The 19930-nt window shown below is 70.3% G+C and carries 19 protein-coding genes and 1 pseudogene; 7 read left to right on the top strand and 13 right to left on the bottom strand.

Going from position 1 to position 19930, the window contains the following annotated elements; genetic code table 11:
- The first annotated feature begins 97 nt into the window (after positions 1-97).
- Positions 98-1786: a penicillin-binding transpeptidase domain-containing protein gene (locus HUT18_RS12480; RefSeq protein ID WP_254878554.1), complete on the top strand. Its 1689-nt coding sequence runs from the start codon at positions 98-100 to the stop codon at positions 1784-1786.
- Here HUT18_RS12480 and HUT18_RS12485 read toward each other — a convergent pair.
- Complete coding sequence (locus tag HUT18_RS12485) at positions 1729-3024, bottom strand: GDSL-type esterase/lipase family protein (protein ID WP_176100447.1); 1296 nt, start codon at positions 3022-3024, stop codon at positions 1729-1731. The genes HUT18_RS12480 and HUT18_RS12485 overlap by 58 nt on opposite strands.
- Positions 3025-3306: 282 nt before the next feature.
- Between HUT18_RS12485 and HUT18_RS12490 the strand changes: the two genes are divergently transcribed.
- Positions 3307-4218 carry a glutaminase gene (locus HUT18_RS12490; protein WP_176100448.1) on the top strand — a complete coding sequence of 304 codons (912 nt, stop codon included), beginning with the start codon at positions 3307-3309 and terminating at the stop codon, positions 4216-4218.
- Between the two features lie 117 nt (positions 4219-4335).
- On the opposite strand, the gene HUT18_RS12495 is transcribed toward HUT18_RS12490, so the two are convergent.
- Entirely contained in the window at positions 4336-4881 is a 546-nt protein-coding gene (locus HUT18_RS12495; protein ID WP_176100450.1) for a GNAT family N-acetyltransferase, read from the bottom strand.
- A gap of 137 nt (positions 4882-5018) precedes the next feature.
- Between HUT18_RS12495 and HUT18_RS12500 the strand changes: the two genes are divergently transcribed.
- The gene (locus HUT18_RS12500) at positions 5019-5672 is read left to right on the top strand and encodes a DUF4291 domain-containing protein (RefSeq protein ID WP_176100452.1); all 654 of its coding nucleotides are present in this window, start codon (positions 5019-5021) and stop codon (positions 5670-5672) included.
- Here HUT18_RS12500 and HUT18_RS12505 read toward each other — a convergent pair.
- Positions 5657-6076: a tautomerase family protein gene (locus HUT18_RS12505; protein WP_176100454.1), complete on the bottom strand. Its 420-nt coding sequence runs from the start codon at positions 6074-6076 to the stop codon at positions 5657-5659. The two genes, HUT18_RS12500 and HUT18_RS12505, sit on opposite strands and share 16 nt — an antisense overlap.
- A 181-nt stretch (positions 6077-6257) precedes the next feature.
- Between HUT18_RS12505 and HUT18_RS12510 the strand changes: the two genes are divergently transcribed.
- Entirely contained in the window at positions 6258-6590 is a 333-nt protein-coding gene (locus HUT18_RS12510) for a helix-turn-helix transcriptional regulator (protein ID WP_254878555.1), read from the top strand.
- A gap of 108 nt (positions 6591-6698) precedes the next feature.
- On the opposite strand, the gene HUT18_RS12515 is transcribed toward HUT18_RS12510, so the two are convergent.
- From HUT18_RS12515 to HUT18_RS12530, 4 genes are all read right to left on the bottom strand, one after another.
- Positions 6699-7280 (bottom strand): hypothetical protein, encoded by a 582-nt coding sequence (locus HUT18_RS12515; RefSeq protein WP_176100457.1) that lies wholly within the window; start codon positions 7278-7280, stop codon positions 6699-6701.
- A gap of 203 nt (positions 7281-7483) precedes the next feature.
- Positions 7484-8491, bottom strand: a complete 1008-nt coding sequence (locus HUT18_RS12520) for an NAD-dependent epimerase/dehydratase family protein (protein WP_176100459.1) — start codon at positions 8489-8491, stop codon at positions 7484-7486.
- A gap of 97 nt (positions 8492-8588) precedes the next feature.
- Positions 8589-8813: a DUF397 domain-containing protein gene (locus tag HUT18_RS12525; RefSeq protein ID WP_176100461.1), complete on the bottom strand. Its 225-nt coding sequence runs from the start codon at positions 8811-8813 to the stop codon at positions 8589-8591.
- Positions 8800-9615 carry a helix-turn-helix transcriptional regulator gene (locus HUT18_RS12530; RefSeq protein ID WP_176100462.1) on the bottom strand — a complete coding sequence of 272 codons (816 nt, stop codon included), beginning with the start codon at positions 9613-9615 and terminating at the stop codon, positions 8800-8802. The genes HUT18_RS12525 and HUT18_RS12530 overlap by 14 nt, the downstream gene beginning before the upstream one ends.
- A gap of 137 nt (positions 9616-9752) precedes the next feature.
- Here HUT18_RS12530 and HUT18_RS12535 point away from each other — a divergent pair.
- A pseudogene (locus HUT18_RS12535) lies at positions 9753-10022 on the top strand (hypothetical protein); the annotation flags it as partial.
- A 240-nt stretch (positions 10023-10262) separates the two neighbouring features.
- On the top strand, positions 10263-10982 hold the full coding sequence (locus tag HUT18_RS12540; RefSeq protein ID WP_176100464.1) for an RDD family protein: 720 nt from the start codon (positions 10263-10265) through the stop codon (positions 10980-10982).
- Positions 10983-11044: 62 nt separating this feature from the next.
- Here the strand turns inward: HUT18_RS12540 and HUT18_RS12545 are convergent, their stop codons facing one another.
- From HUT18_RS12545 to HUT18_RS12560, 4 genes are all read right to left on the bottom strand, one after another.
- Complete coding sequence (locus HUT18_RS12545; RefSeq protein WP_254878556.1) at positions 11045-12295, bottom strand: serine hydrolase domain-containing protein; 1251 nt, start codon at positions 12293-12295, stop codon at positions 11045-11047.
- On the bottom strand, positions 12292-13107 hold the full coding sequence (locus HUT18_RS12550) for an energy-coupling factor ABC transporter ATP-binding protein (protein ID WP_176100466.1): 816 nt from the start codon (positions 13105-13107) through the stop codon (positions 12292-12294). Before HUT18_RS12550 ends, HUT18_RS12545 begins: the two co-directional genes overlap by 4 nt.
- Positions 13108-13184: 77 nt before the next feature.
- Complete coding sequence (gene cbiQ / locus HUT18_RS12555; protein WP_176100468.1) at positions 13185-13946, bottom strand: cobalt ECF transporter T component CbiQ; 762 nt, start codon at positions 13944-13946, stop codon at positions 13185-13187.
- A gap of 1 nt (position 13947) precedes the next feature.
- The gene (locus HUT18_RS12560) at positions 13948-15042 is read right to left on the bottom strand and encodes an energy-coupling factor ABC transporter permease (RefSeq protein ID WP_176100470.1); all 1095 of its coding nucleotides are present in this window, start codon (positions 15040-15042) and stop codon (positions 13948-13950) included.
- Between the two features lie 557 nt (positions 15043-15599).
- On the opposite strand from HUT18_RS12560, the gene HUT18_RS12565 reads away from it, so the two are divergent.
- Entirely contained in the window at positions 15600-15980 is a 381-nt protein-coding gene (locus HUT18_RS12565) for an SsgA family sporulation/cell division regulator (RefSeq protein ID WP_176100472.1), read from the top strand.
- A gap of 179 nt (positions 15981-16159) precedes the next feature.
- Here HUT18_RS12565 and HUT18_RS12570 read toward each other — a convergent pair whose 3' ends face one another.
- Positions 16160-17242 (bottom strand): amidohydrolase family protein, encoded by a 1083-nt coding sequence (locus HUT18_RS12570; protein ID WP_176100474.1) that lies wholly within the window; start codon positions 17240-17242, stop codon positions 16160-16162.
- Positions 17243-17617: 375 nt separating this feature from the next.
- The gene (locus HUT18_RS12575; protein WP_176100476.1) at positions 17618-19849 is read right to left on the bottom strand and encodes an MMPL family transporter; all 2232 of its coding nucleotides are present in this window, start codon (positions 19847-19849) and stop codon (positions 17618-17620) included.
- Between the last annotated feature and the right edge of the window lie 81 nt (positions 19850-19930).

Consider the following 19930-nt stretch of genomic DNA (forward strand, 5'->3'; position numbering starts at 1 on the left):
TTCGGCCGCGAAGGAGCCGGGCCGGAGGGCGGACGGGACCGGCGGCGGTCCCCGAGCAGCGAGGGCAGGGACCACAGTGGGCGTCAGCAGAAGAAGCGTGCCGGGCAGCGGCGGCAAGCACCCGGCGGTCTGGGGCGGGGCGATCGCGGTACTCGCCCTCGCCGCCGGAGCCGGCGGCTACGGCCTGGCCGCGGCGGAAGGCTCCGAATCGGCCCTGGCCGCCGACGGCAAGAACGTGATGTTCGACCTGCCGCCCGCCACCCCGACGGTTCGCGCGGTGGCCAAGGACTTCCTCGACGCCTGGCAGCGCGGCGACACCCAGGCCGCCGCGGCCCGCACCACCGACCCGGCGGCCGCCCGCACCGCGCTCACCGGCTACCGAGACGACGCCCGGATCAGCGAGGTGAAGCTCACCCAGGGCGCCGTCACCGGCACGAAGGTCGCCTTCTCGGTGCGGGCGAAGGTCTCGTACGAGGGACACACCCAGGCCCTGACCTACAAGTCCGGGCTGAACGTGGAGCGCAAGCCCGAGACCGGCAAGGTGCTCATCAGCTGGGCGCCGTCCGTCCTGCATCCCCAACTCCGCGAGAAGGGCGACCGGCTGGTGACCGGCGAGGCGGGCACCCCGCCCGTCGAGGCGGTCGACCGCGACGGCGCCGCGCTCGACCCGAAGAAGTACCCCTCGCTGCGCGCGGTGCTCGACGGGCTGCGCGAGAAGTACGGCGAGAAGGCGGGCGGCAGCGCCGGTATCGAACTGCGCGCCGTACACGGCGCGGAGGACGGCGCCGAGGACGACAGCGGTGCCCCCAAGGCGAGTTCGGGCGGCGACGACGAGCCCGACACCACCCTGCTCACCCTGACCGAGGGCAAGCCCGGCAAGGTGCGCACCACCATCGACGCCACCGCGCAGGCGGCCGCCGAGAAGCAGGTGGCGAGCCGCAAGAAGGCCTCGGTGGTGCTCCTCAAGCCGAGCACCGGCGAGATCCTGGCCGTCGCCAACTCCGAACCGGACGGCTTCAATACGGCCCTCCAGGGCTCGCTGGCCCCCGGCTCCACGATGAAGGTCGTGACGGCCTCGATGCTCCTGGAGAAGAAGCTCGCCGAGGTCGACAAGAAGCACCCCTGCCCCAAGTACTTCACCTACGGGCACTGGAAGTTCCAGAACGACGACAAGTTCGAGATCAAGGACGGCACGTTCCGTACGAGCTTCGCCCGCTCCTGCAACACGGCCTTCATCAGCCAGGCGCCCGAGCTGAAGGACGACGACCTGACCAGGCAGGCCCAGGAGGTCTTCGGTCTGGGCCGCGACAACTGGGCGATCGGCGTGCCCAGTTTCGACGGCGCCGTCCCGGTGCAGAGCGACGCGCAGATGGGCGCCTCGCTCATCGGCCAGGGCGGGGTCCGTATGAACCCGCTGAACATGGCCTCGGTCGCGGCCACCGCGAGCACCGGCACCTTCCGCCAGCCCTACCTGGTCTCCCCCGACCTCGACAACCGCACCCTCGCCACGGCCTCCCGCAAGATGAGCGCCGGTACGGTCTCGGCCCTGCGCACACTGATGAACTACACGGCCACCTCCGGCACCGCGGCCGAGGCCATGGCGGGCGTCGGCGGCGACATGGGCGCCAAGACCGGCTCCGCCGAGGTCGACGGCCAAAAGCAGCCCAACGGCTGGTTCACCGCGTACAAGGGGGACCTCGCGGCCTCGGGCGTGGTGCTCCAGGGCGGTCACGGCGGCGAGTCGGCCGGGCCGATCGTGGGGGCGTTGCTGCGCGAGCTGGGCTGAACCCGCCCGAAAGGGCCGCCCGGTGCGAAGGCCAGGTCCGCGAAGTGGCGGCCGATGCGGCGATGGGCGACGGGGTCCGGATGGAGGGCGTCGGGGAGCGGGAGTTCGACGGCGTCCTGCTCTCCGTACATCCGCCGCCCGTCGAGGTAGTAGAGGTGCGGATCCTCGGCCGCCCGCTGCTCCACGATCCGGGACAACTCCCGCCGGATGACGGCCAGGGTCAGCTTCCCGCTCGCGGTCTCCGCCGGTTCCCCCATGGCCCTGAAGCGCAGTTCACCGGTGCCGAGCGTGGAGAGGTCCGGGAGACTGGGCCCCGGGGTCTCCTCGTGGATCGGGCACAGCAGCGGCGAGATCACCAGGAGCGGTGTCGTCGGGTGCCCTTCGCGGAGGGTGTCCAGGAAGCCGTGCACGGCCGGGGTGAAGGCCCGCAGCCGCATCGCGTCCGTGTTGACGAGGTTGATGCCGATCTTGACGCTGATCAGATCGGCCGGGAGCTCCCGCATCGTACGGGCCGTGAACGGGTCGAGCAGCGCGCTCCCGCCGAAGCCCAGGTTGAGCAGTTCCACGCCGCCGAGGGAGGCGGCGAGCGCGGGCCAGGTGGACAGGGGCCCGGCGGCGTCGGTGCCGTGGCTGATCGAACTTCCGTGGTGCAGCCACACCCGTCGGCCCGTTTCCGGCGCGGCTTCCACGGGTGCGTCGGTGCGCAGGGCGATCAGCTCGGTGGTCTCGTTGTGCGGCAGCCAGATCTCGACGTCCTTCGCGGCCGCCCCCTCGTCGCCGTCCGCGCCGCCTCGCCCGCTGAGCCTGCTGTCCCCGCCGAGCCCCTCGAAGCGGATCGTCGCGGTGGGGCCGGGGGTCAACTCCGCGGCGCCGGTGGTCATGTCGATGGTGAGGACGTTGCCGCCGCTCGCCCTGGCCTGACCGGCGGGGCGCCCGTCGACGAGCAGTTCGTACAGCCCGTCGGGCCGCGGTGGGGCACTTGTGTAGATCCGCTTGGTGGGCAGTACGTCGAGTTCGATGACCGTCGCCCGGGTGCGGAACACCAGTCGTACGCCGGAGGGTTGGGACTCGACCATCGCCAACTGCGGGTCCGGGTACTGGGATCGGGCCCAGGCGGGCAGCCGGTGCGGCAGCACTCCGCCGCGCTCGGTGTGCTCCAACTCCACGGCGCCCCGGACGAGTTCGGTGGCGAGGTCGGCGGTGAAGTCGGTGGCGAACGGCAGGTTCTGGTGGTGCATGGGTGGGCCCTCAGTCTGTCGATCCGGGTCTGTGGACATGGGCACGGCCTGGCGGATCGGCACCCGTCGGTCACCTCGCAGGATGCGACAACGGACTCGCGCGTTCCTCCTGCCGCACCATGACTCCCGCCAGGTCCGGGGTTATTGTGCGGCCAGAACCGTACCCGGAAACGAACAGCACGCCGGGGCCGAACAGGCGCGAGGCACGCAGGCGCACTGACACACAGGCACACAGGCACGCAGGCACGCACGCAAAGACGCAGAGACACAGGTAGAGGGAACATGGACTACCAGGCGCTGCTGGACGAGGTCGTCGACGCGGTGCAGCCGCACATGGGTCACGGCCGGGCGGCCCAGTACATCCCGGCCCTGGCCTCCGTGGACGTGGACCGCTTCGGGATGGCCGTCGCGGACGTCGACGGCGAGGTGGCCGGGGTGGGCGACTGGCAGGTTCCGTTCTCCGTGCAGAGCGTCTCCAAGGTGTTCAGCCTGGCGCTGGTCCTCGCCCGGGACGGCGAGGACATCTGGCGACGCGTCGGCCGGGAGCCGTCCGGCAACCCGTTCAACTCCCTGGTGCAGCTGGAATACGAGAACGGCATCCCGCGCAACCCGTTCATCAACGCGGGCGCGCTCGTCATCACGGACCGGCTGCTGTCGCTCACCGAGGATCCCAGCGGCACGGTCCTGGAGTTCCTGCGCGAGGAGAGCGGCAACCGGTCCGTCGCCATCGACGAGGAGGTCGCCGCCTCCGAGACGGCGCACGGTGACCGCAACGCCGCCCTCGCCCACTTCATGGCGAGTTACGGCAACTTCGACAACCCGGTACCGACCGTCCTGGACCACTACTCCCGGCAGTGCTCGATCGCGATGAGCTGCCGGGATCTCGCCCTCGCGGGCGGCTTTCTGGCCCGGCACGGACTGCGGGCCGACGGCACCAGACTCCTGGCGGGCCGTGAGGCGAAACGCGTCAACGCGGTCATGCTCACCTGCGGCACCTACGACGCGGCCGGGGACTTCGCCTACCGCGTCGGGCTGCCCGGCAAGAGCGGTGTCGGCGGCGGCATCATCGCGGTGGTCCCGGGCCGTTGCACCGTGTGCGTGTGGAGCCCGGGCCTGGACGCACGGGGCAACTCCGTCGCCGGGACAGCGGCCCTGGACGCCTTCACGACGCTCACCGGCTGGTCCGTGTTCTGACGGGGATCGCGTACAGCTGACCGGTCCCCGACCGGCCCCGACCCGCCCTGACCGGTCGGTCCGTAGCTCAACGGATCCGTGGCAGCGTCCTGAACACCCTGAATCCCCTGAACTCCCTCACCGTGGTGACCGCAGGCCCCACGTCTGCAGGACGTAGGGCCGCCCCTTCTCCTCCCCCTCGATCAGCGGCACGTCGAGCAGGCCGAAGCCCGCCTGAGTGGCCACGGCGACGCTGGCGGCGTTCTCGGCCTCCAGCTCCAGGATCACCTGGTCCACGCCGAGTTGCTCGAAGGCGTACGTGGCCATCACCCGTACCGCCCGCGCGGCCAGCCCCCGGCCGCGGTACGCCGGACCGACCGCGTAACCGATCTCCGTACCCTCGGGTGCGCGCCGCAGCATCACCTCGCCGAGCGGCGCACCGCCGTCGACGGTGATGGCGAGCAGAATGGACGTGCCCTCCGCCCGCAACTGCCGGGCGCGGGCGAGCCGTACGTGGGCGGCCGCTTCGTCGAAGGGGGAGACGATCGGCGTCCAGTACGCGATGTCGGGATGGTCGAACAGCCCCGGCATGGCGGCCAGATCCGCTTCCGTCCAGTCACGCAGTACGAGACCTTCACCGGTGAGCTCGATCCGGTCGGGAAACGGCAAGGTGCTGCTGCTCATGGTGCGGGACCTCCCTGGCCTGTGAAAACGAGGCAGCTTAACCCGAGGCAGTCAGCCGCTCACGAGAATTTCCCCGGACCTCGCTCACCACGGTAATTCGCTGGCAGGGGCGGCGGGGCCTGCCCACTCTTGGCCCCATGACAGAGAACAGCACACCGCCCAGAGCCGAGCCCGAAGCCGAGCCCACAGCCGAATCCGAAGCGGTCCCGAGGTGTCAGATCCGGGCCGTGCACACGGAGTCCACGGTCACCGTCTACCAGGCGTACGCACCCGGGATCGGTGTCCCGGCCGCCCGCGAAGGCCACTTCCCCTCCTCATGGCAGCGGGACCGTATGACCTGGATCAAGCCGTCGTTCCTGTGGATGATGTACCGCTGCGGCTGGGGCACCAAGGAACGCCAGGAGACCGTCCTCGCCGTCGAGATCACCCGCGAGGGCTTCGAGTGGGCACTGAAGCACTCCTGCCTGTCCCACTACGACCAGGACCTGCACACCGATCCCGCCGCGTGGAAAGCCCGGTTGAAGCGGACACCCGCCCGCGTGCAGTGGGACCCCGAGCGCGATCTGCACCTGCGTCCGCTGCCCCACCGCTCCCTCCAACTCGGCCTGACCGGCGAGGCGTCACGCCGCTACGCGGACGAGTGGACGGTGTCCATCACGGACGTCACGGCACTCGCGCGTACGGTCCACCAGCACGTACGGGCCGGGGAGTTGGACGTGGCCCGGCACCTCCTGCCGCGTGAGCGGCCGTATCCGGTGGCGGACGGGGCGCTGGCTCACCTGGGCGCGTGAGCCGCCGGCACACCCACCACCCCGCCCCGATCGACCAGTTGAGCCAGGCCGTTGCCCGCGGACCAGTCGTCGAGCGCGTTCTCGGTGAGCGTGACGAACACGTCCTCGGGACGCACTCCGGCCGAGGCAAGGTGGGCCGCGATCCGTCGGTAGAGGTCGAGCTTGAGCTCTGTGGGCCTGCCCGCCACCAAAGTGATCTGGACACAGACCACGTCCTGGCGAGCCACGTCGAGATACTCCGGGTCGAAGATCAGCTCTTCGGGAGCGTGCGGGGTGACGATCTGGAAGCGGTCACCCGCCGGAATACCGATCGCGTCGACGAGCGCCTGATGCACCCCGTCGGCGATCGCCCGCCGTACGTCGGGCGGCCTCGTCGCGGACAGGTCGATACGGACCAGAGGCATGAGAACCCTCGCTTCCCCGGAAGCCCGGAGCCCGGTGCCGGGAGCCGGGAGCCCGGACTAGAGTGTTCGATGAGCATCGACCATATCAATGTTCGCTCACCATCGAACAACCCGTCGTCGAAACCCGTCGCCGAACCCAGTCGTCGAACCCCGCCGCCGAAGACCCGCAGAGGATCGCCCCGTGTCCGCCCGCAGTCGCAACCTCACCCACACCCACCCGAGCGAGGTGTCGCTCCAGGACGCCTTCGACGCGCTCGGCGATCCGGTACGGCGCACCATCGTCCGGGAGTTGGCCGGTGCCCCCGACTGGACGCGCGCCTGCGGAACCTTCGACCTGCCCGTGTCCAAGGCGACCCGCAGCCACCACTTCGCCGTACTGCGCGCCGCCGGACTCGTCGAGCAGCGCGACGAGGGAACGCGTCGGCTCAACCGGCTCCGCCGCCCCGAGTTCGACCAGCGGTTCCCGGGCCTCCTCGACGTCGTACTTGCCGAGCCCGCCACGGACTCGGGGTGAACCCGCCGCACACACTCTCGGGGCCCGGTCAGCCTCGGCGCCCCCGGCTCGTTCGGATGCCGGAGGCGCCGGGACAGCGAGGTGTGGCCGTGACTCGGTCCGGGCCGCTCAGCCCGTGATGTTGGCCGTAGCCCTCATCTCGGGTGCCGCGTACTCCTGCTTGGACCACCCCGAGGTCGCCTCGAAGGCCATCCGCAGGGTGCCGACGTGGACGTCGTCGGCGGTCTTCGTCGCCACCAGGGCGACCGGCAGGCCCCAGCGCAGGATGCTGTTCTTCTCCCAGCGGGTGGTGTTGGTGTTGTCGCAGTCGACCACTTGGTAACCGGGGTGGTTGCCCAAGGTGCAGTTGAGTCCGGAGTTGCTCGACCTCTTCCAGGTCCTGCCGTTGTCCATGCTGACCTCGGCGGGCACCTCGAAGGTCCGGCCCTGCTGGTCCAGGATGCGTACCTGCTCGGACTCCGTCAGGAACTGCAGGGCCTTCTTCTGCATCGTCACCTCGCCTTGGAGGTTCTTCATCCCGAAGTAGAGGGTCACCTCATGGTCGGCGAGCGACCATTGGTGCTTGATGGGGGTGTTCTCCGCTCCGAAGGTCTTCGGAGCGGCTGCCTGGGCCGAAGCGACGGCCAGCGAGGCGACAGCGGTGCAAGCGACGATTACGGGCGCGAATCCGCGCATGTGGTTCTTGATCACATGTAGGTGATACTCAAGATCCGCCGGTCCGTGTGGGATGCCACGTCCTGCGTCCCTCGATCGAGGGTGACCCGACCCGTATGCGGAAGCCGCGCTCCACGCCGGTGGTTAACTGGACGAATTCCGGGTGAAAAGGCCCTGGATCGGGCGGAGTTCGGGAGTGATGAGGCCGGGGCCAGAGTCACGACCGGCCCCCGCGACCCTCATTGGCCCTCGTCTCGCTCCTCCCGCCAGGCGTCGAGGAGTTCCCGCTCCCGCCCGGCACTCAGCCCCGCCCGGCGCGGGCGGTCCAGGCCCTGTTCGCGCTCCCAGCGCAGGGTGTCGGCGAGGTGTTCCGCACGGGGGCGGTGGCGCAGGCCCGCCTCGCGTGCGGCGGCGCCGCTGCGGGCCGAGAAGCCCTCCCAGTCCGGCTCCGTCAGCCACATCGGCAGCGACTCCTCGCCCATGAACTCGGCCACGCCCTTCGCCAGCAGCCACGCGGAATCCGCGTTCACCAGCGGACCGGTGTGGCCGCCCGCCGCCCGGGACAGCTCGATCCACTCCGCGAGCGGCACGACCGGGCCCACGGCGTCGTACGTACCCGTAGTGCCCTTCTCGGCGGAGTCGAGCAGCCAGGCGACAAGGTCGCGTACGTCGACCACCTGGGTCGCCAGGTCCGGGGTGTCGGGCACCAGCATCGGCGCGTGCGGATCGCGCGCCGCCCGCGCGGCCCAGTAGCCGGAGCGTCCGCTGTCGTCGCCGGGGCCGCCGATCAGACCGGCGCGTGCGATGAGGAGACGGTCCCCCACGGCGGCCGTCGAGGCCTGCTCGCAGGCGGACTTGGCCTCGCCGTACAGCTCCTGATCGACCTCGCTGCCCTCCGCCGGGGCGAGCAGCGGCGCCGACTCGTCCGCGTCCGGTGCCGCGTGCGACGCGTAGGCGCTGACAGAGGAGATGTAGGCCCAGTGCCGCGCTCTGTCCGCGAGCGCGTCGAGTGCGCCGCGTACGAAGCCCGGTTGCCAGGACACCTCGATGACGGCGTCCCAGTCGCGGTCGAGCAGCGGCTCGTAGGCGGCGGGATCCTGCCGGTCGGCGGCCACCAGCCGTGCCCCGTCCGCGACTTCGCCGCTCTCGCCGCGCGCGAGGCACGTCACCCGATGGCCACGCCCCAGCGCCTGCCGTGACAACTCCCGGCCCACCCAGGCCGTTCCACCCAGAACCAGAATCTCCATACCGTCAGCCAAGCATCGGGGCGGCGGGGCATCCAGACCGTTCGGCCGACAGCAGAGCGGAGCGATCGACCCGGCACAGCGCACCTGGTGTTGAGGCTCAGACGGACAACTCTCCGCGCTTCACGGCCGAGACGAACGAGGTCCAGCCGTGCGCCGGGAAGAGCACTACGGGGCCTTCGGCGCGCTTGCTGTCGCGTACGGGGACGGTGTCGTGGCCGGGGGCCACTTCGAGGCAGTCGCCGTTGTCCCCGCCGCTGTAACTCGACTTGGTCCAGCCCGTAAAGGCAGAAGAATCGGCTGTCACGAATTCAGTGCTGACCATGTGCATATTCCTCTGCTGCCGCCCGAACAAGGGCTACGGAATCCTTGCGCGACTGCGCATCGCCCAGGGCGAGATCGTAGTTCGTGCGGCAACTGTCCACCAGGGCCGGATCGTCCATCAGGTGTCCGGTGTGGAGCCCTTCGACGTAAGCGGCGGGCGCCGAATCCGCGAAGGACATGAGGGTCAGCGCGCTACCGAGCAACGCATGTGCCCCGACCCGGAACGGCAGCACGTGAAGCCTCATCCGCCCGGAGTCGGCCATGTCGGCGATCTTGTGGAGCTGGCCCGACATGACCTGCGGCCCGCCAACCGACCTCCTGATGACCGCCTCGTCCAGGACCGTCCACAGGACCGGGTTCAACGGGTCTTCGAGGATCTGGGCACGCTCCATTCGATTGACCACACGCTGGTCAAGTTCCTCCGCGCGGTAGTTGGGGGTGTAGGCGCGGAAGACGGCCTGGGCGTATTCGTCTGTCTGGAGCAGGCCGGGCACGAGGGAGATGGCATGCAGACGGATTTCCGTGGCCAGCTTCTCCAACTCGGCGGCCAGGGCGAAGTGGTCGGCGTACTTGGATTCCAGGTCTTCGAGCCACCGGAAGAAGAACCCGTCCGTCCCCAGCCCCTTGTCGATCCGCTCGGCGTCCTCGGGGCCGGGCAGACGGCGACCCGCCTCGTAGTGGCTGATGAGTGTGGGCGAGCAGACGACGATGGCGCTCAGTGCCTCCTGCGTCATCCCGGCCGCGAGGCGGCGCAGCTTCAGTTCCTCGCCGTACTTCTGACGCTGCGTCCGTGGCGTTCCCATACCGGCCCCAACTCCCGTCCTTGAAAACCGCCTTGTCAGCCTTTGACCCCTGGAAGCGTAACGAAGCCAACCCGACACTGTGAGTGAAACATCACAGAAAGTGATGCCCGGCCACGGGCATCGGGAAGGCCGCCGCCATGCACGACCACACCATCCGCCTGCTCCCCTGGACCGCCGAGGGCGGCAGGCCCTGTTACCTCTCCGGCGACGGGGCGGGCGTCGTCTCCCGCCTGGCCGACACCATCGAAGGCCTCCAACTCGACATGGCGGAAGACCTCTTGGACTACGCGACAGACCTGCTCACGGAAGGCGACGCGACCAGGGAGCAACTCCGTTTCACGCTGGCCCGGATGAGCGAGTCCCTGCGGGACGTACACCGGGTCGCCGAGAGCCGGGGCGCCCGACTGCCCACGTACGACTTCGACTTGGGCCTCGGCGAGGACCACGAAGACGGCGAAGATGGCGACGCCTGCGGCGACAACGACGAGGAAACAGGACCGGAAACCGGCGGATACCGACTCGACTCCCCCTTCTGAACCCCAGCTGAACTCCCGGCCGAACTCCCGGGCGAGAGGCGCGCCGCCTGGACATGTACCGAAGAGTGACCCACCAACTACCCAGAGTTTGCACGGTGATTGACTACAGCCATGAGCAACGACCACATCCCTTCGCACCCCCCGCATACGTTCGGCTCCTGGCCCGCGTCACCGCAGCCTGGGCCGCCCGGGCAGCCGCCGATGAACCACGGCATACCCGGCCCGCCCGGAGCACCGCCCTACGGCTACGGAGCACCGCAACCGGGCTGGGGACAACAGCACTACGCCCCTGCCGCCCCCGGATACGGCCCGGGATACGGCCCGGGTTACGCGCACGGCTACGGCTACAACTACGACCCGGACGTCGTACAACTCGCGGCCGGGCCCGTGCGGTTGGCGTCGCAGGGCGTGCGTCTCGGGGCGCGGATCGTCGACGGCATCGTGCTCATCGCGGGACTCATGCTCGTCTACGGGGTCTTCGCGTTGCCGTTTCTGCTCGGCATCGTCGACGGCGGCGACACGGCTTCGCACCTCACCCTGGCCGTCATGCTCACGGCCCTGGTCATCGGCTTCCTGACGTACGAGCCGCTGTCGCTGTGGCGGTACGGCTGCACCCTGGGCAAGCGGATGTGCGGGCTGCGCGTCTGCCGCGACGACGGCAACCGCGTCACCCTGGGGGCGGCCTTCGCCCGCTTCGTGTTCCCGCTCGTCCTCGCGATCGTCCCGTTCGGTGGCCTGTTCAACGTGCTGTGGTGCACCTGGGACAAGCCGTACCGCCAGTGTCTGCACGACAAGGTCGCCTCGACCGTCGTGATCACGGTCAAGCACTGAGCGAGGAACGGTGAGCCGTCACCCGGCAGCAGGCGGTGAGCCGCGGGCTGCGGGCCCTGGCCTCAGCCCGCCGCCGCGTCCAGCACCCCTCGCACCGCCCGCACCAACGCCTGCGCGCGCGGATCGGCGGTAACTCCCTTCTGGAGCCCGTTGGTTACGTACCCGAAGGCGATGCCGTGTTCGGGGTCCGCGAAGCCGAGGGCGCCGCCGCGGCCCGGGTGGCCGAAGGAGCCGGTGTCGAGGAGGGGTGCGGCCGGGCCGTGGAGCATGTAGCCGAGGCCGAAGCGGGTGTTGACCACCAGGACGCGGTCCGGGCCCGCGGAGGCCTCGGCGCGGGCCAGGTCGACCGTCTCGGGGCTCAACAGCCTTGCGGAGCCGGGGAGTTCGCCGTCCGGGGTAGGGGTGGCGGGCACCTCTCCGATCAGCGCCGCGTAGAAGCGCGCCAGCGCCGGAGCCGTGGCGATGCCGCCCGAGGCGGGGAGGCAGGACGCGCGGTAGGCGGGGTCGTTCTCGTCCGGGTGAGGGGCGATGGCGCCGAAGGAGCGGCGGGTGAGGCTGGTGGGGTCCTGGTAGGCGGCCGAGACGTTGCGGCGGGGGCGCAGTTTCAGGCCGCCGCCGCCCTCGGGGGCCTCGACCGGGCCGATCCGTCCGGCTCGGTGCTGCTCCGCGTGGGGCATCCCCACCCACAGGTCGAGTCCGAGCGGCGCCGCGAAGTGCTCGGCGATCCAGTCGCCGATGCCAACTCCCGTGACCCGCCTGACCAGTTCGCCGGTCAGCCAGCTGAACGTCTGGGCCTGGTAGCCGTGGTCGGTGCCGGGCTCCCAGGCGGGGCGCTGGGCCGCGACGGCGGCGGCGCCGAGTTCGGGGTCGGCGGCCTCGGCGGGGGTCAGCGGCGGGTCGAGGACGACGATGCCGGTGCGGTGCGCGAGGACGTGGCGTACCAGGGTGTGCTGTTTGCCCGCGGCCTTGAACTCGGGCCAGTAGGCGGCGACCGGGGCGTCGAGGTCGAGGTGTCCGCGTTCGGCGAGGGCGAGGAGGACGGCCGCGGCGACGCCCTTGGTCGCCGAGCGGACGATCTGCGCGGTGCCGTGTTCCCAGGGCGCCGCGGCCTCGCCTTCGCCGTCGAAGTCCCGTACGCCGTCGAAGTCCCGTACGCCGCCGAAGAGATCGACCACCGGCCGCCCGTGCCGGTACACCGTTACGGCGGCGCCGCGCTCCCCGTACATCCGGAAGTTGCGGGCGAAGATCTCGCGGACCGGCTCCCAGCCGGGGGCTACCGTGCCGTGGACCGTCGGCGCCTGCTCGGCGCTCACCGGCGCACGCTCCTCGGGTCGAAGCCGAAGGGGAGTTCCAGGCGGTGGGCGCGCATCAGGTCCTCGTCGGCGAGGAGGTCGGCGGTGGGGCCGTCGGCGGCGATGACGCCCTCGCTGAGGACGACCGAGCGCGGGCACAGTTCGAGTGCGTACGGGAGGTCGTGCGTGACCATCAGGACGGTGACGTCCAAGTCCCGCAGTACGTCGGCGAGTTCGCGGCGGGCGGCCGGGTCGAGGTTGGAGCTGGGCTCGTCCAGGACGAGGATCTCCGGGCGCATCGCGAGGACGGTGGCGACCGCGACGCGGCGGCGCTGGCCGAAGGAGAGGTGGTGCGGCGGGCGGTCGGCGTAGTCCTGCATGCCGACCCGGGTCAGCGCCTCGCGCACCCGGTCCTCCAGCTCGGCGCCCTTGAGTCCGGCCGCGGCGGGGCCGAAGGCGACGTCCTCGCGGACGGTGGGCATGAAGAGCTGGTCGTCCGGGTCCTGGAAGACGATGCCGACGCGGCGGCGGATCTCGGCCATGTTGGCGCGGTCCACCGGGAGGCCCGCGACCTTCACCTGGCCGTGGCCACCGCCGAGAATGCCGTTGAGGTGCAGGACGAGGGTGGTCTTGCCCGCGCCGTTGGGGCCGAGCAGGGCGACGCGTTCGCCTCGGGCAAGGGCCAGGTCGACGCCGAACAGGGCCTGGTGGCCGTCCGGGTAGGCGAAGGCCAGCTTCGTCACTTCCAGCGACGGCGGGACGCCCGGGGACTGCGGTGTATCCGGGGACTGCGGCGCGTCCGGGGACTGCGGTGCGGTGGTCACACCCTCCATCCCAGCAGACGCGGGCGCGCGGTCGCCAGGGGGTGTTCCGCGGCTCACAGCCCGCTCGGGCGCGGAGTCCTCCGCCGTCACAGCGTCCACCCGAGGACGCAGACCACCAGGGCCGCGGCGGGCAGCGCGAGCGCGTACGACCATTGCGTACGGGAGGCCGTGACCTGGTCGATCACCGGCATCGTGCCGGTGTAGCCGCGGCTGAGCATGGCCAGGTGGACGCGTTCGCCGCGCTCGTAGGAGCGGATGAACAGGGCGCCCGCCGACTTCGCGAGGACGCCCCAGTGCCGTACGCCCCGGGCCTCGAATCCGCGGGAGAGGCGGGCCAGGCGCATCCGGCGCATCTCGTCGGTGATCACCTCGCCGTAGCGGAGCATGAACGTGGCGATCTGGACGAGCAGCGGCGGCAGCTTCAGGCGCTGGAGACCCAGCAGGATCGCGCGCAGTTCGGTGGTCGCGGCGAGCAGGACGGAGGCGCCGACGCCGAGGGTGCCCTTGGCCAGTACGTTCCAGGCGCCCCACAGGCCGTTCACGCTGAGCGAGATGCCGAGCACCTCGGTGCGTTCGCCTTCGGCGACGAACGGCAGCAGCAGCGCGAAGGCGACGAACGGCACCTCGATGAGCAGCCGCCGCAGCAGGAATCCGGCCGGGATACGGGCGAGCGCGGCGACCGCGCCGAGCAGCACCGCGTACAGCGCGAAGGCCCACACGGCGGTGCGCGGCGTGGAGACCACGACGAGGACGAAGCCGAGGACGGCCAGGAGTTTGCAGTGCGGGGGCAGCCGGTGCACGGGCGAGTGCCCCGCCCGGTAGAGCGCGTGCGCGTGTCCCGCACCCATGTCAGGCCGCTTCGCGCTGCGTGGCCCCGGCGGTGTCCGCGGGTCCCGTGTCCTGGCCGCGGCGCTTGCGTACGGCCCAGAAGATCCCGCTGCCGACCAGGACGGTGCCGCCCACGCCGATCACGCCCGCGAGGCCGCCGGACAGGCGGGTGTTGTCGATGCCGCTGATGCCGTACTCGGCGAGCGGCGAGTCGGCGATGTCGTGCTCCTCGGCCTTCTTGTCGAAGCCCTTGTCGGCGGCGACCTTCTCCAGGCCGTCGGGGTGCGCGGAGGCGTAGAAGCTGACGACTCCGGCGAGCAGGAGCGAGGCCGCGAGGCCGGTGAGCCAGAACTTGCGGGGCGAGCGGGCGGCGACGGGCTCCGGGGCGGGCGCGGCGGCGTCGACGAGTTCGCCGTCCACGCGCAGCTTGAGCGGCGTGTGCAGGCCACGGGCCCCGTACACCAGGTCGGGGCGTACCGCGATGACGGCGCCGACGGTGGCCGCGGTGATCGCCGCCTCGCCGATGCCGATCAGTACGTGCACGCCGACCATGGCGCCCGCGACCTTGCCGAGCGAGACGTCGGTGGTGCCGCCGAGCGCGTACATGAGCGTGAAGCCGAGGGCCGCGGCGGGCACCGAGAGCAGGGCGCCGAGGAAGGCGGCGACGGTGATCGAGCGGCGGCCGCGCGGCAGCAGCTTCACCAGGCCGCGGAAGACCGCGTAGGCGACCACGACGGTGACCAGCGCCATGTTGGTGATGTTCACGCCGAGCGCGGTCAGCCCGCCGTCCGCGAAGAGCAGGCCCTGCATCAGCAGGACGACCGAGACACAGAGGATTCCGGTGTACGGGCCGACGAGTATCGCCGCGAGCGCGCCGCCGAGGAGATGGCCGCTGGTGCCCGCCGCGACCGGGAAGTTCAGCATCTGCACGGCGAAGATGAAGGCCGCGACGAGTCCGGCGAGCGGCGCCGTGCGCTCGGCGCCGAGGCTCAGGCCCGCGCCGGAACCGGCGAGTTCGCGCCGCGCTCCGCGCAGCGAGACGGCCACGGCCGCCACGGCGACGACGCCGGTGGCGGCGGAGACAGGGGCATTGATGAATCCGTCGGGGACGTGCATGCGACACCGCTTCCGGCAGCGAGGGCGGCGGGCACACGGGCCCGGGGATGGGCGCGCGGACCGCCGTTTTTGGGGAGCTGGTTCTGGGGACTCGAACCCGTTCGCCGCGCCGGACCAGGGGGACCACTGCGGTGGGGACGGGCCCTGAGGCACCCGGTCGGCGAACCGTTCGATGATACGGCCTTGTTGCGAAGGGTTCGCAAGAGCGCGTCGGACACAGAAAGGTACCGAGCGGAGCAAGGGAGTAACGGGCGAGGGCCACGGGAGGGGAGGCGGCGGGAGAAGGGGAGAAGACGGGAGGGCAACAGCGGGGCGGGAGGGGTAGAAGGCAGGGGTGAATCGGTCCGGAGTGGAGTGGATATCGGGTGATATGCGACATTGGAGGATGTGACTGCGGGGGTACGGGTTCCGGGCCACCGGCTTCCGTCCCCCCGTGGCCGCGCGGCTCGCAGCGCGGATCGACGCGCGAAGACCGACCGCCGGAGTCCGGGGACGGACCGCGGCGGCGTACCGACAAGGCCACCAGCACGACGACGGCACAACGAGGAGCCGTACCGATGCCCCAGGCGATAAAGAAGAACCTCCGAGCCCGCATCGTCACGGACTCCGCCGAGGACGGCCGTTCCGTCCCGGTCACCCTCCGCTTCGAACCGGCCCCCGGCGCCGAGCCGGGCCCCGGCCACGGCGACATACGGCTCAGCTTCCGGGGCCACCCCGGCGAGGGCATCGACGACTGGGTCTTCCCCCGCGAACTCCTGGAACGCGGGCTGCGCGGCCCCGTCGACAGCGGCGACTTCCGGGTCTGGCCCTGCGGTCGCGTACAGGCCGTGGTCGAGCGGCACAACGACCACACCGTGGCCATGGTCCAGTTCGACATCGCGGCCCTGGTCCGCTTCCTGCGCCTGACCTATCCGGCGGCGACTCCGATCCTGCGCTGACACCGGGCCGGGCAGGACGCCCGGCACGCACCGGGCCGGGCCCGACGCGCATCGCGGCCGGGCCCGGCCCAGGACTCGCCGATCCCGGAGCGCACAGAACTCAGACGCTCGATTCCGGGAACGCGCGCAAGTCAGCTCTCAGGCCTTGCAGACATTGCAGACCTCGGACCTTGCAGTTCTCAGACCTTGCAGATCTCCGGAGCCGATTTCCCGTTCCCCAGCAGATTGAAATAGTTCTGCCCGAGTGCGATGTCACGGAATGCCTCGTCACCGAGTTCACGGTTGATACGGCTCGTCACGCGGAGCTCTTCCTCGTAGACCTCGTAGCTCTTCTTCCGGGAGGCCACGAAGTCCGTTCCCGGAATCGCCCGGGTGGGGTGGGCGTCGAGGAAAGCGGCGTATTTCGCGCGTACGCCGGGCTTCGAGAAGTACTCGTCCTCCAGGACGCGCCAGCTGAGGTCGAGCGTGAGACGGGGGTACTCGGCCAGGAGTTCTTTCAGGATGCCGATGTGCTCATCGGGGTCCATCGCGGTCAGCTCCTTCGAAAGGCCCATGTGCGCCCAGACGATTTTGTTGTCCGGGTAGAGCTTGAGGACCTCACGCATCAGATGCAGGTACCGCGTCGGATTCTCGTTGCTTCCAAGGTCCGAGTGAATGGTGAGCGGAAAACCGCGCTCGCGCAGTTCACGCATGAACGGCGCCCAGCGCCGGATGTCCTCGCTGTCCGCCGGTTCGTGCCGATTGGGCAGAATGGCCTGCTTGATGAGGTTGACCTCGCCCATCCACCGGAACATTCCGGGGTACTCCTTGTCCAGGGAGCGCATTCCGGCCGGGACGGATTCCGGGTGGGCCAGGTCCGGGAAGGTCATCGACAGGGCCAGGTCGACATCCTTCGGTTTGAACTCGACGACGCTCTCGGCATTGGCGAAGTCGTTCTTCAGGCTGGGCAGCACCGGAGTCCCGGGACAGTCCAGGTAATAGGTACAGGGTGAGTCCACCGGAAGGCGCTGCCCGATTCCGAAGACGGTGGCGTGCCGGACACCGCTCTTCTTCAGGTAACTCACCATCTCCTTGAAGGGAACCGCCTCGCCGCCGAAGGGCCGGAAGTGCAGATGTCCGTCCACGACGGAGGTGTACGGCTGCGTGCGGCGATCGAAGCAGTTCTCGTCGGGGACCGCGGAGCCGGCCGACGGCCACAGTACGAAAGCGGCCGCGAGCCACGACGTACCGGCAATCGCGACCTTTTTCCCCGTCTTGCGCATTCAAGAACTCCCTCGCTGCCCGCGGCCGGATAACTCGGGCCACGCCTGACCGAAGACCGGCCGAGGAACAGTCGAGGAACCAAGGCGAGGACTGATCGCGGACCGGTCGGGAACCAGGGGATTGTGCATGTGCCCGCGACATGTGCCCGCCCACCTCGCTGGAACGCCCGCCGGACACAACCTCATTGGCCCCATCCGGCGTGGGAAAGTCCCCGCACGAACGACGGAACCCGGTGCCAGTGCCGCAGCACTGTCACCGGGTTCCTCGTGTCCCGCACCGTCCCCGTCCCCACGGGCGGTGCGGGGCCGGGACCTGCCTGCCCTACGACGGTCCCGGCCGCTCAGCTCGGTCCGCCGGGCGGGCGGACCCGGCCGTCAGGCCCGTACGAGCTCCTTCTCCTCGTCGGGATCGTCCTGGCCACGACCCTCGCCCGATTCCGTGCGCAGGCCCTCGCCCTCGACGTCCACGTTCGGCAGGACCTTGCCCAGCCACTTCGGCAGCCACCAGGCCGCGCGGCCGAGCAGTGCCAGGACCGCGGGCACGATGGCCATTCGGACGACGAAGGCGTCGAAGAAGACGGCGATCGCGAGACCGAAGCCGATCATCTTGATCATCTGTTCCGTGGAGCCGATGAATCCGGCGAACACGGCGATCATGATGACCGCGGCGGCGGTGACCACCCGGGCCCCGTACTTGAAGCCGGTGACGATCGCTTCCTTCGGCTCCTCGCCGTGGACGAAGGCCTCCCGCATCCGGGTCACGAGGAAGACCTCGTAGTCCATCGCGAGACCGAAGACGACACCCACCATGAAGATCGGCATCATCGACATGATCGGGCCGGTCTCCTCGACGCCGAACAGCGATCCCGCCCAGCCCCACTGGAAGACCGCGACCACGGCGCCGAGCGCCGCGAGTACGGAGAGCAGGAAGCCGAGGGCCGCCTTCAGCGGGACAAGGACCGAGCGGAACACGATCATCAGGAGCAGGAAGGCCAGGCCCACGACCAGTGCCAGATAGGGCACCAGTGCGTCGTCCAGCTTCTGCGAGACGTCGATGTTCATGCCGGTGGCGCCGGTGACCATGATGTCCGCGCCGTTGTCCGCCTTGATGCCGGAGGCCTCGTCGCGGATGGAGTGGACCAGGTCCTCGGTGTCCTTGCTGCTGGGCTTGTAGTCCGGCACCACGGTGATCATCGCGGTGTCGCCCGCCTTGTCGACGAACACCGGCTTGGTCAGCGCCTCGACGCCGTCCATGCCCTTGACCTTGGCCGCGACGTCGGCGACGGCGCCCTTCGGGTCGTCGGCGCCCTTGACGTCGGCGACCAGCATCAGCGGGCCGTTGTAACCGGGGCCGAAGCCCTCGGTGATCATGTCGTAGGCCTTGCGCTGGGTGGTGTCGGTCGGCTGGTAGCCGTCGTCCGGCAGGCCCAGTTGGAGCGAGGCGACGGGCGCCGCGGCCGCACCGAGTCCGATGATGCCGATGAGCAGCACGGTCAGCGGGCGACGGACCACGAAGCGGGCCCAGCGGGTGCCGCCGTTCTCCTTGGCGGGCCCGTCCTTCTTCTTCCGGCCGCCACCGAGCCACCTGGCCTTCTCGCCGGCCGGCCGGACCCGCTTGCGGGCGTATCCGAGCAGCGCCGGGATCAGGGTGAGCGCGATCAGGACGGCGATGGCGACCGTACCGGCCGCCGCCGCGCCCATCTTGGTGAGCAGCGGGATGTTCACCACGGCCAGGCCGACCAGGGCGATGATCACGGTCAGACCGGCGAAGACGACCGCGGAGCCCGCGGTGCCGACGGCCCGTCCGGCCGCGTCCTCCTTGTCGCGCCCCTCTGCGAGTTCGGCGCGATAGCGGGAGACGATGAACAGCGCGTAGTCGATACCGACCGCCAGGCCGATCATCGTGGCCAGCGTGGAGGTGGTGGAGTCCAGGTTCAGCGGGTCGGACAGCGCGGCGATCGCGGAGACACCCGCGCCGACGCCGATGAGCGCGGTGATCAGCGGCAGACCGGCCGCGATCAGCGAGCCGAGGGTGATCACCAGGACGACCGCGGCGATGGCGATACCGATGATCTCGGCGCTGCCGGTGTGCGGTTCGGCCTGGAGGGCGTCACCGCCGACCTCGACCTTCATTCCGGACTCGCGCGCGTCCTCCACCGTCTTCTCGAGGGTCTCCTTCGAGGAGTCCTCGAGCTCCATGCTGGTGACCTTGTAGGTCACCGCGGTGTAGGCGGTGCTGCCGTCCTTGCTCACGCCGCCGCCCGCGAACGGGTCGGTGGCGGAAGCGACCTCCGAGCCGGAGCCCAGCTTCTTGACGGTTTCGGCGATGGCCGTCTTGTTCTCCTGGGCCGTCACCTTCTCTCCGGACGGCGCCTGGAAGACCACGCGCGCGGTCGCCCCGTCGGGGCTGGAGCCGGGTGCGCGCTCTTCGAGCAGGTCGAAGGCGCGCTGGGCCTCCGTACCCGGAATGGAGAAGGCGGAGTCGCCGGGGGCGGGGGCCTTCGCGGCGCCGACGATGGCGACAGCGAGCAGGGCCGCCCAGATCAGGGCGAAGACATGCCGGCGCCGGAAGGCCAGCCGGCCGAGTTTGTACAGATAGGTGGCCACGGAGGTGCACTCCCGGTCAGTCGATATCCAGCAGGGCAGGGGTGATCATCCCGGCGACAGGAGCGAGTCGACGGGTGGTGC

The sequence above is a fragment of the Streptomyces sp. NA04227 genome, assembly GCF_013364195.1.
GTDB lineage: Bacteria > Actinomycetota > Actinomycetes > Streptomycetales > Streptomycetaceae > Streptomyces.

Coding starts and splice junctions, on each gene's coding strand:
- HUT18_RS12570 (WP_176100474.1), bottom strand. CDS start 17,242: ATGCGCAAGACGGGGAAAAAGGTCGCGATTGCCGGTACGTCGTGGCTC.
- HUT18_RS12565 (WP_176100472.1), top strand. CDS start 15,600: ATGCCCCAGGCGATAAAGAAGAACCTCCGAGCCCGCATCGTCACGGAC.
- HUT18_RS12490 (WP_176100448.1), top strand. CDS start 3,307: ATGGACTACCAGGCGCTGCTGGACGAGGTCGTCGACGCGGTGCAGCCG.
- HUT18_RS12495 (WP_176100450.1), bottom strand. CDS start 4,881: ATGAGCAGCAGCACCTTGCCGTTTCCCGACCGGATCGAGCTCACCGGT.
- HUT18_RS12485 (WP_176100447.1), bottom strand. CDS start 3,024: ATGCACCACCAGAACCTGCCGTTCGCCACCGACTTCACCGCCGACCTC.
- HUT18_RS12530 (WP_176100462.1), bottom strand. CDS start 9,615: ATGGGAACGCCACGGACGCAGCGTCAGAAGTACGGCGAGGAACTGAAG.
- cbiQ (WP_176100468.1), bottom strand. CDS start 13,946: ATGGGTGCGGGACACGCGCACGCGCTCTACCGGGCGGGGCACTCGCCC.
- HUT18_RS12525 (WP_176100461.1), bottom strand. CDS start 8,813: ATGGTCAGCACTGAATTCGTGACAGCCGATTCTTCTGCCTTTACGGGC.
- HUT18_RS12500 (WP_176100452.1), top strand. CDS start 5,019: ATGACAGAGAACAGCACACCGCCCAGAGCCGAGCCCGAAGCCGAGCCC.
- HUT18_RS12540 (WP_176100464.1), top strand. CDS start 10,263: ATGAGCAACGACCACATCCCTTCGCACCCCCCGCATACGTTCGGCTCC.
- HUT18_RS12560 (WP_176100470.1), bottom strand. CDS start 15,042: ATGCACGTCCCCGACGGATTCATCAATGCCCCTGTCTCCGCCGCCACC.
- HUT18_RS12550 (WP_176100466.1), bottom strand. CDS start 13,107: ATGGAGGGTGTGACCACCGCACCGCAGTCCCCGGACGCGCCGCAGTCC.
- HUT18_RS12505 (WP_176100454.1), bottom strand. CDS start 6,076: ATGCCTCTGGTCCGTATCGACCTGTCCGCGACGAGGCCGCCCGACGTA.
- HUT18_RS12520 (WP_176100459.1), bottom strand. CDS start 8,491: ATGGAGATTCTGGTTCTGGGTGGAACGGCCTGGGTGGGCCGGGAGTTG.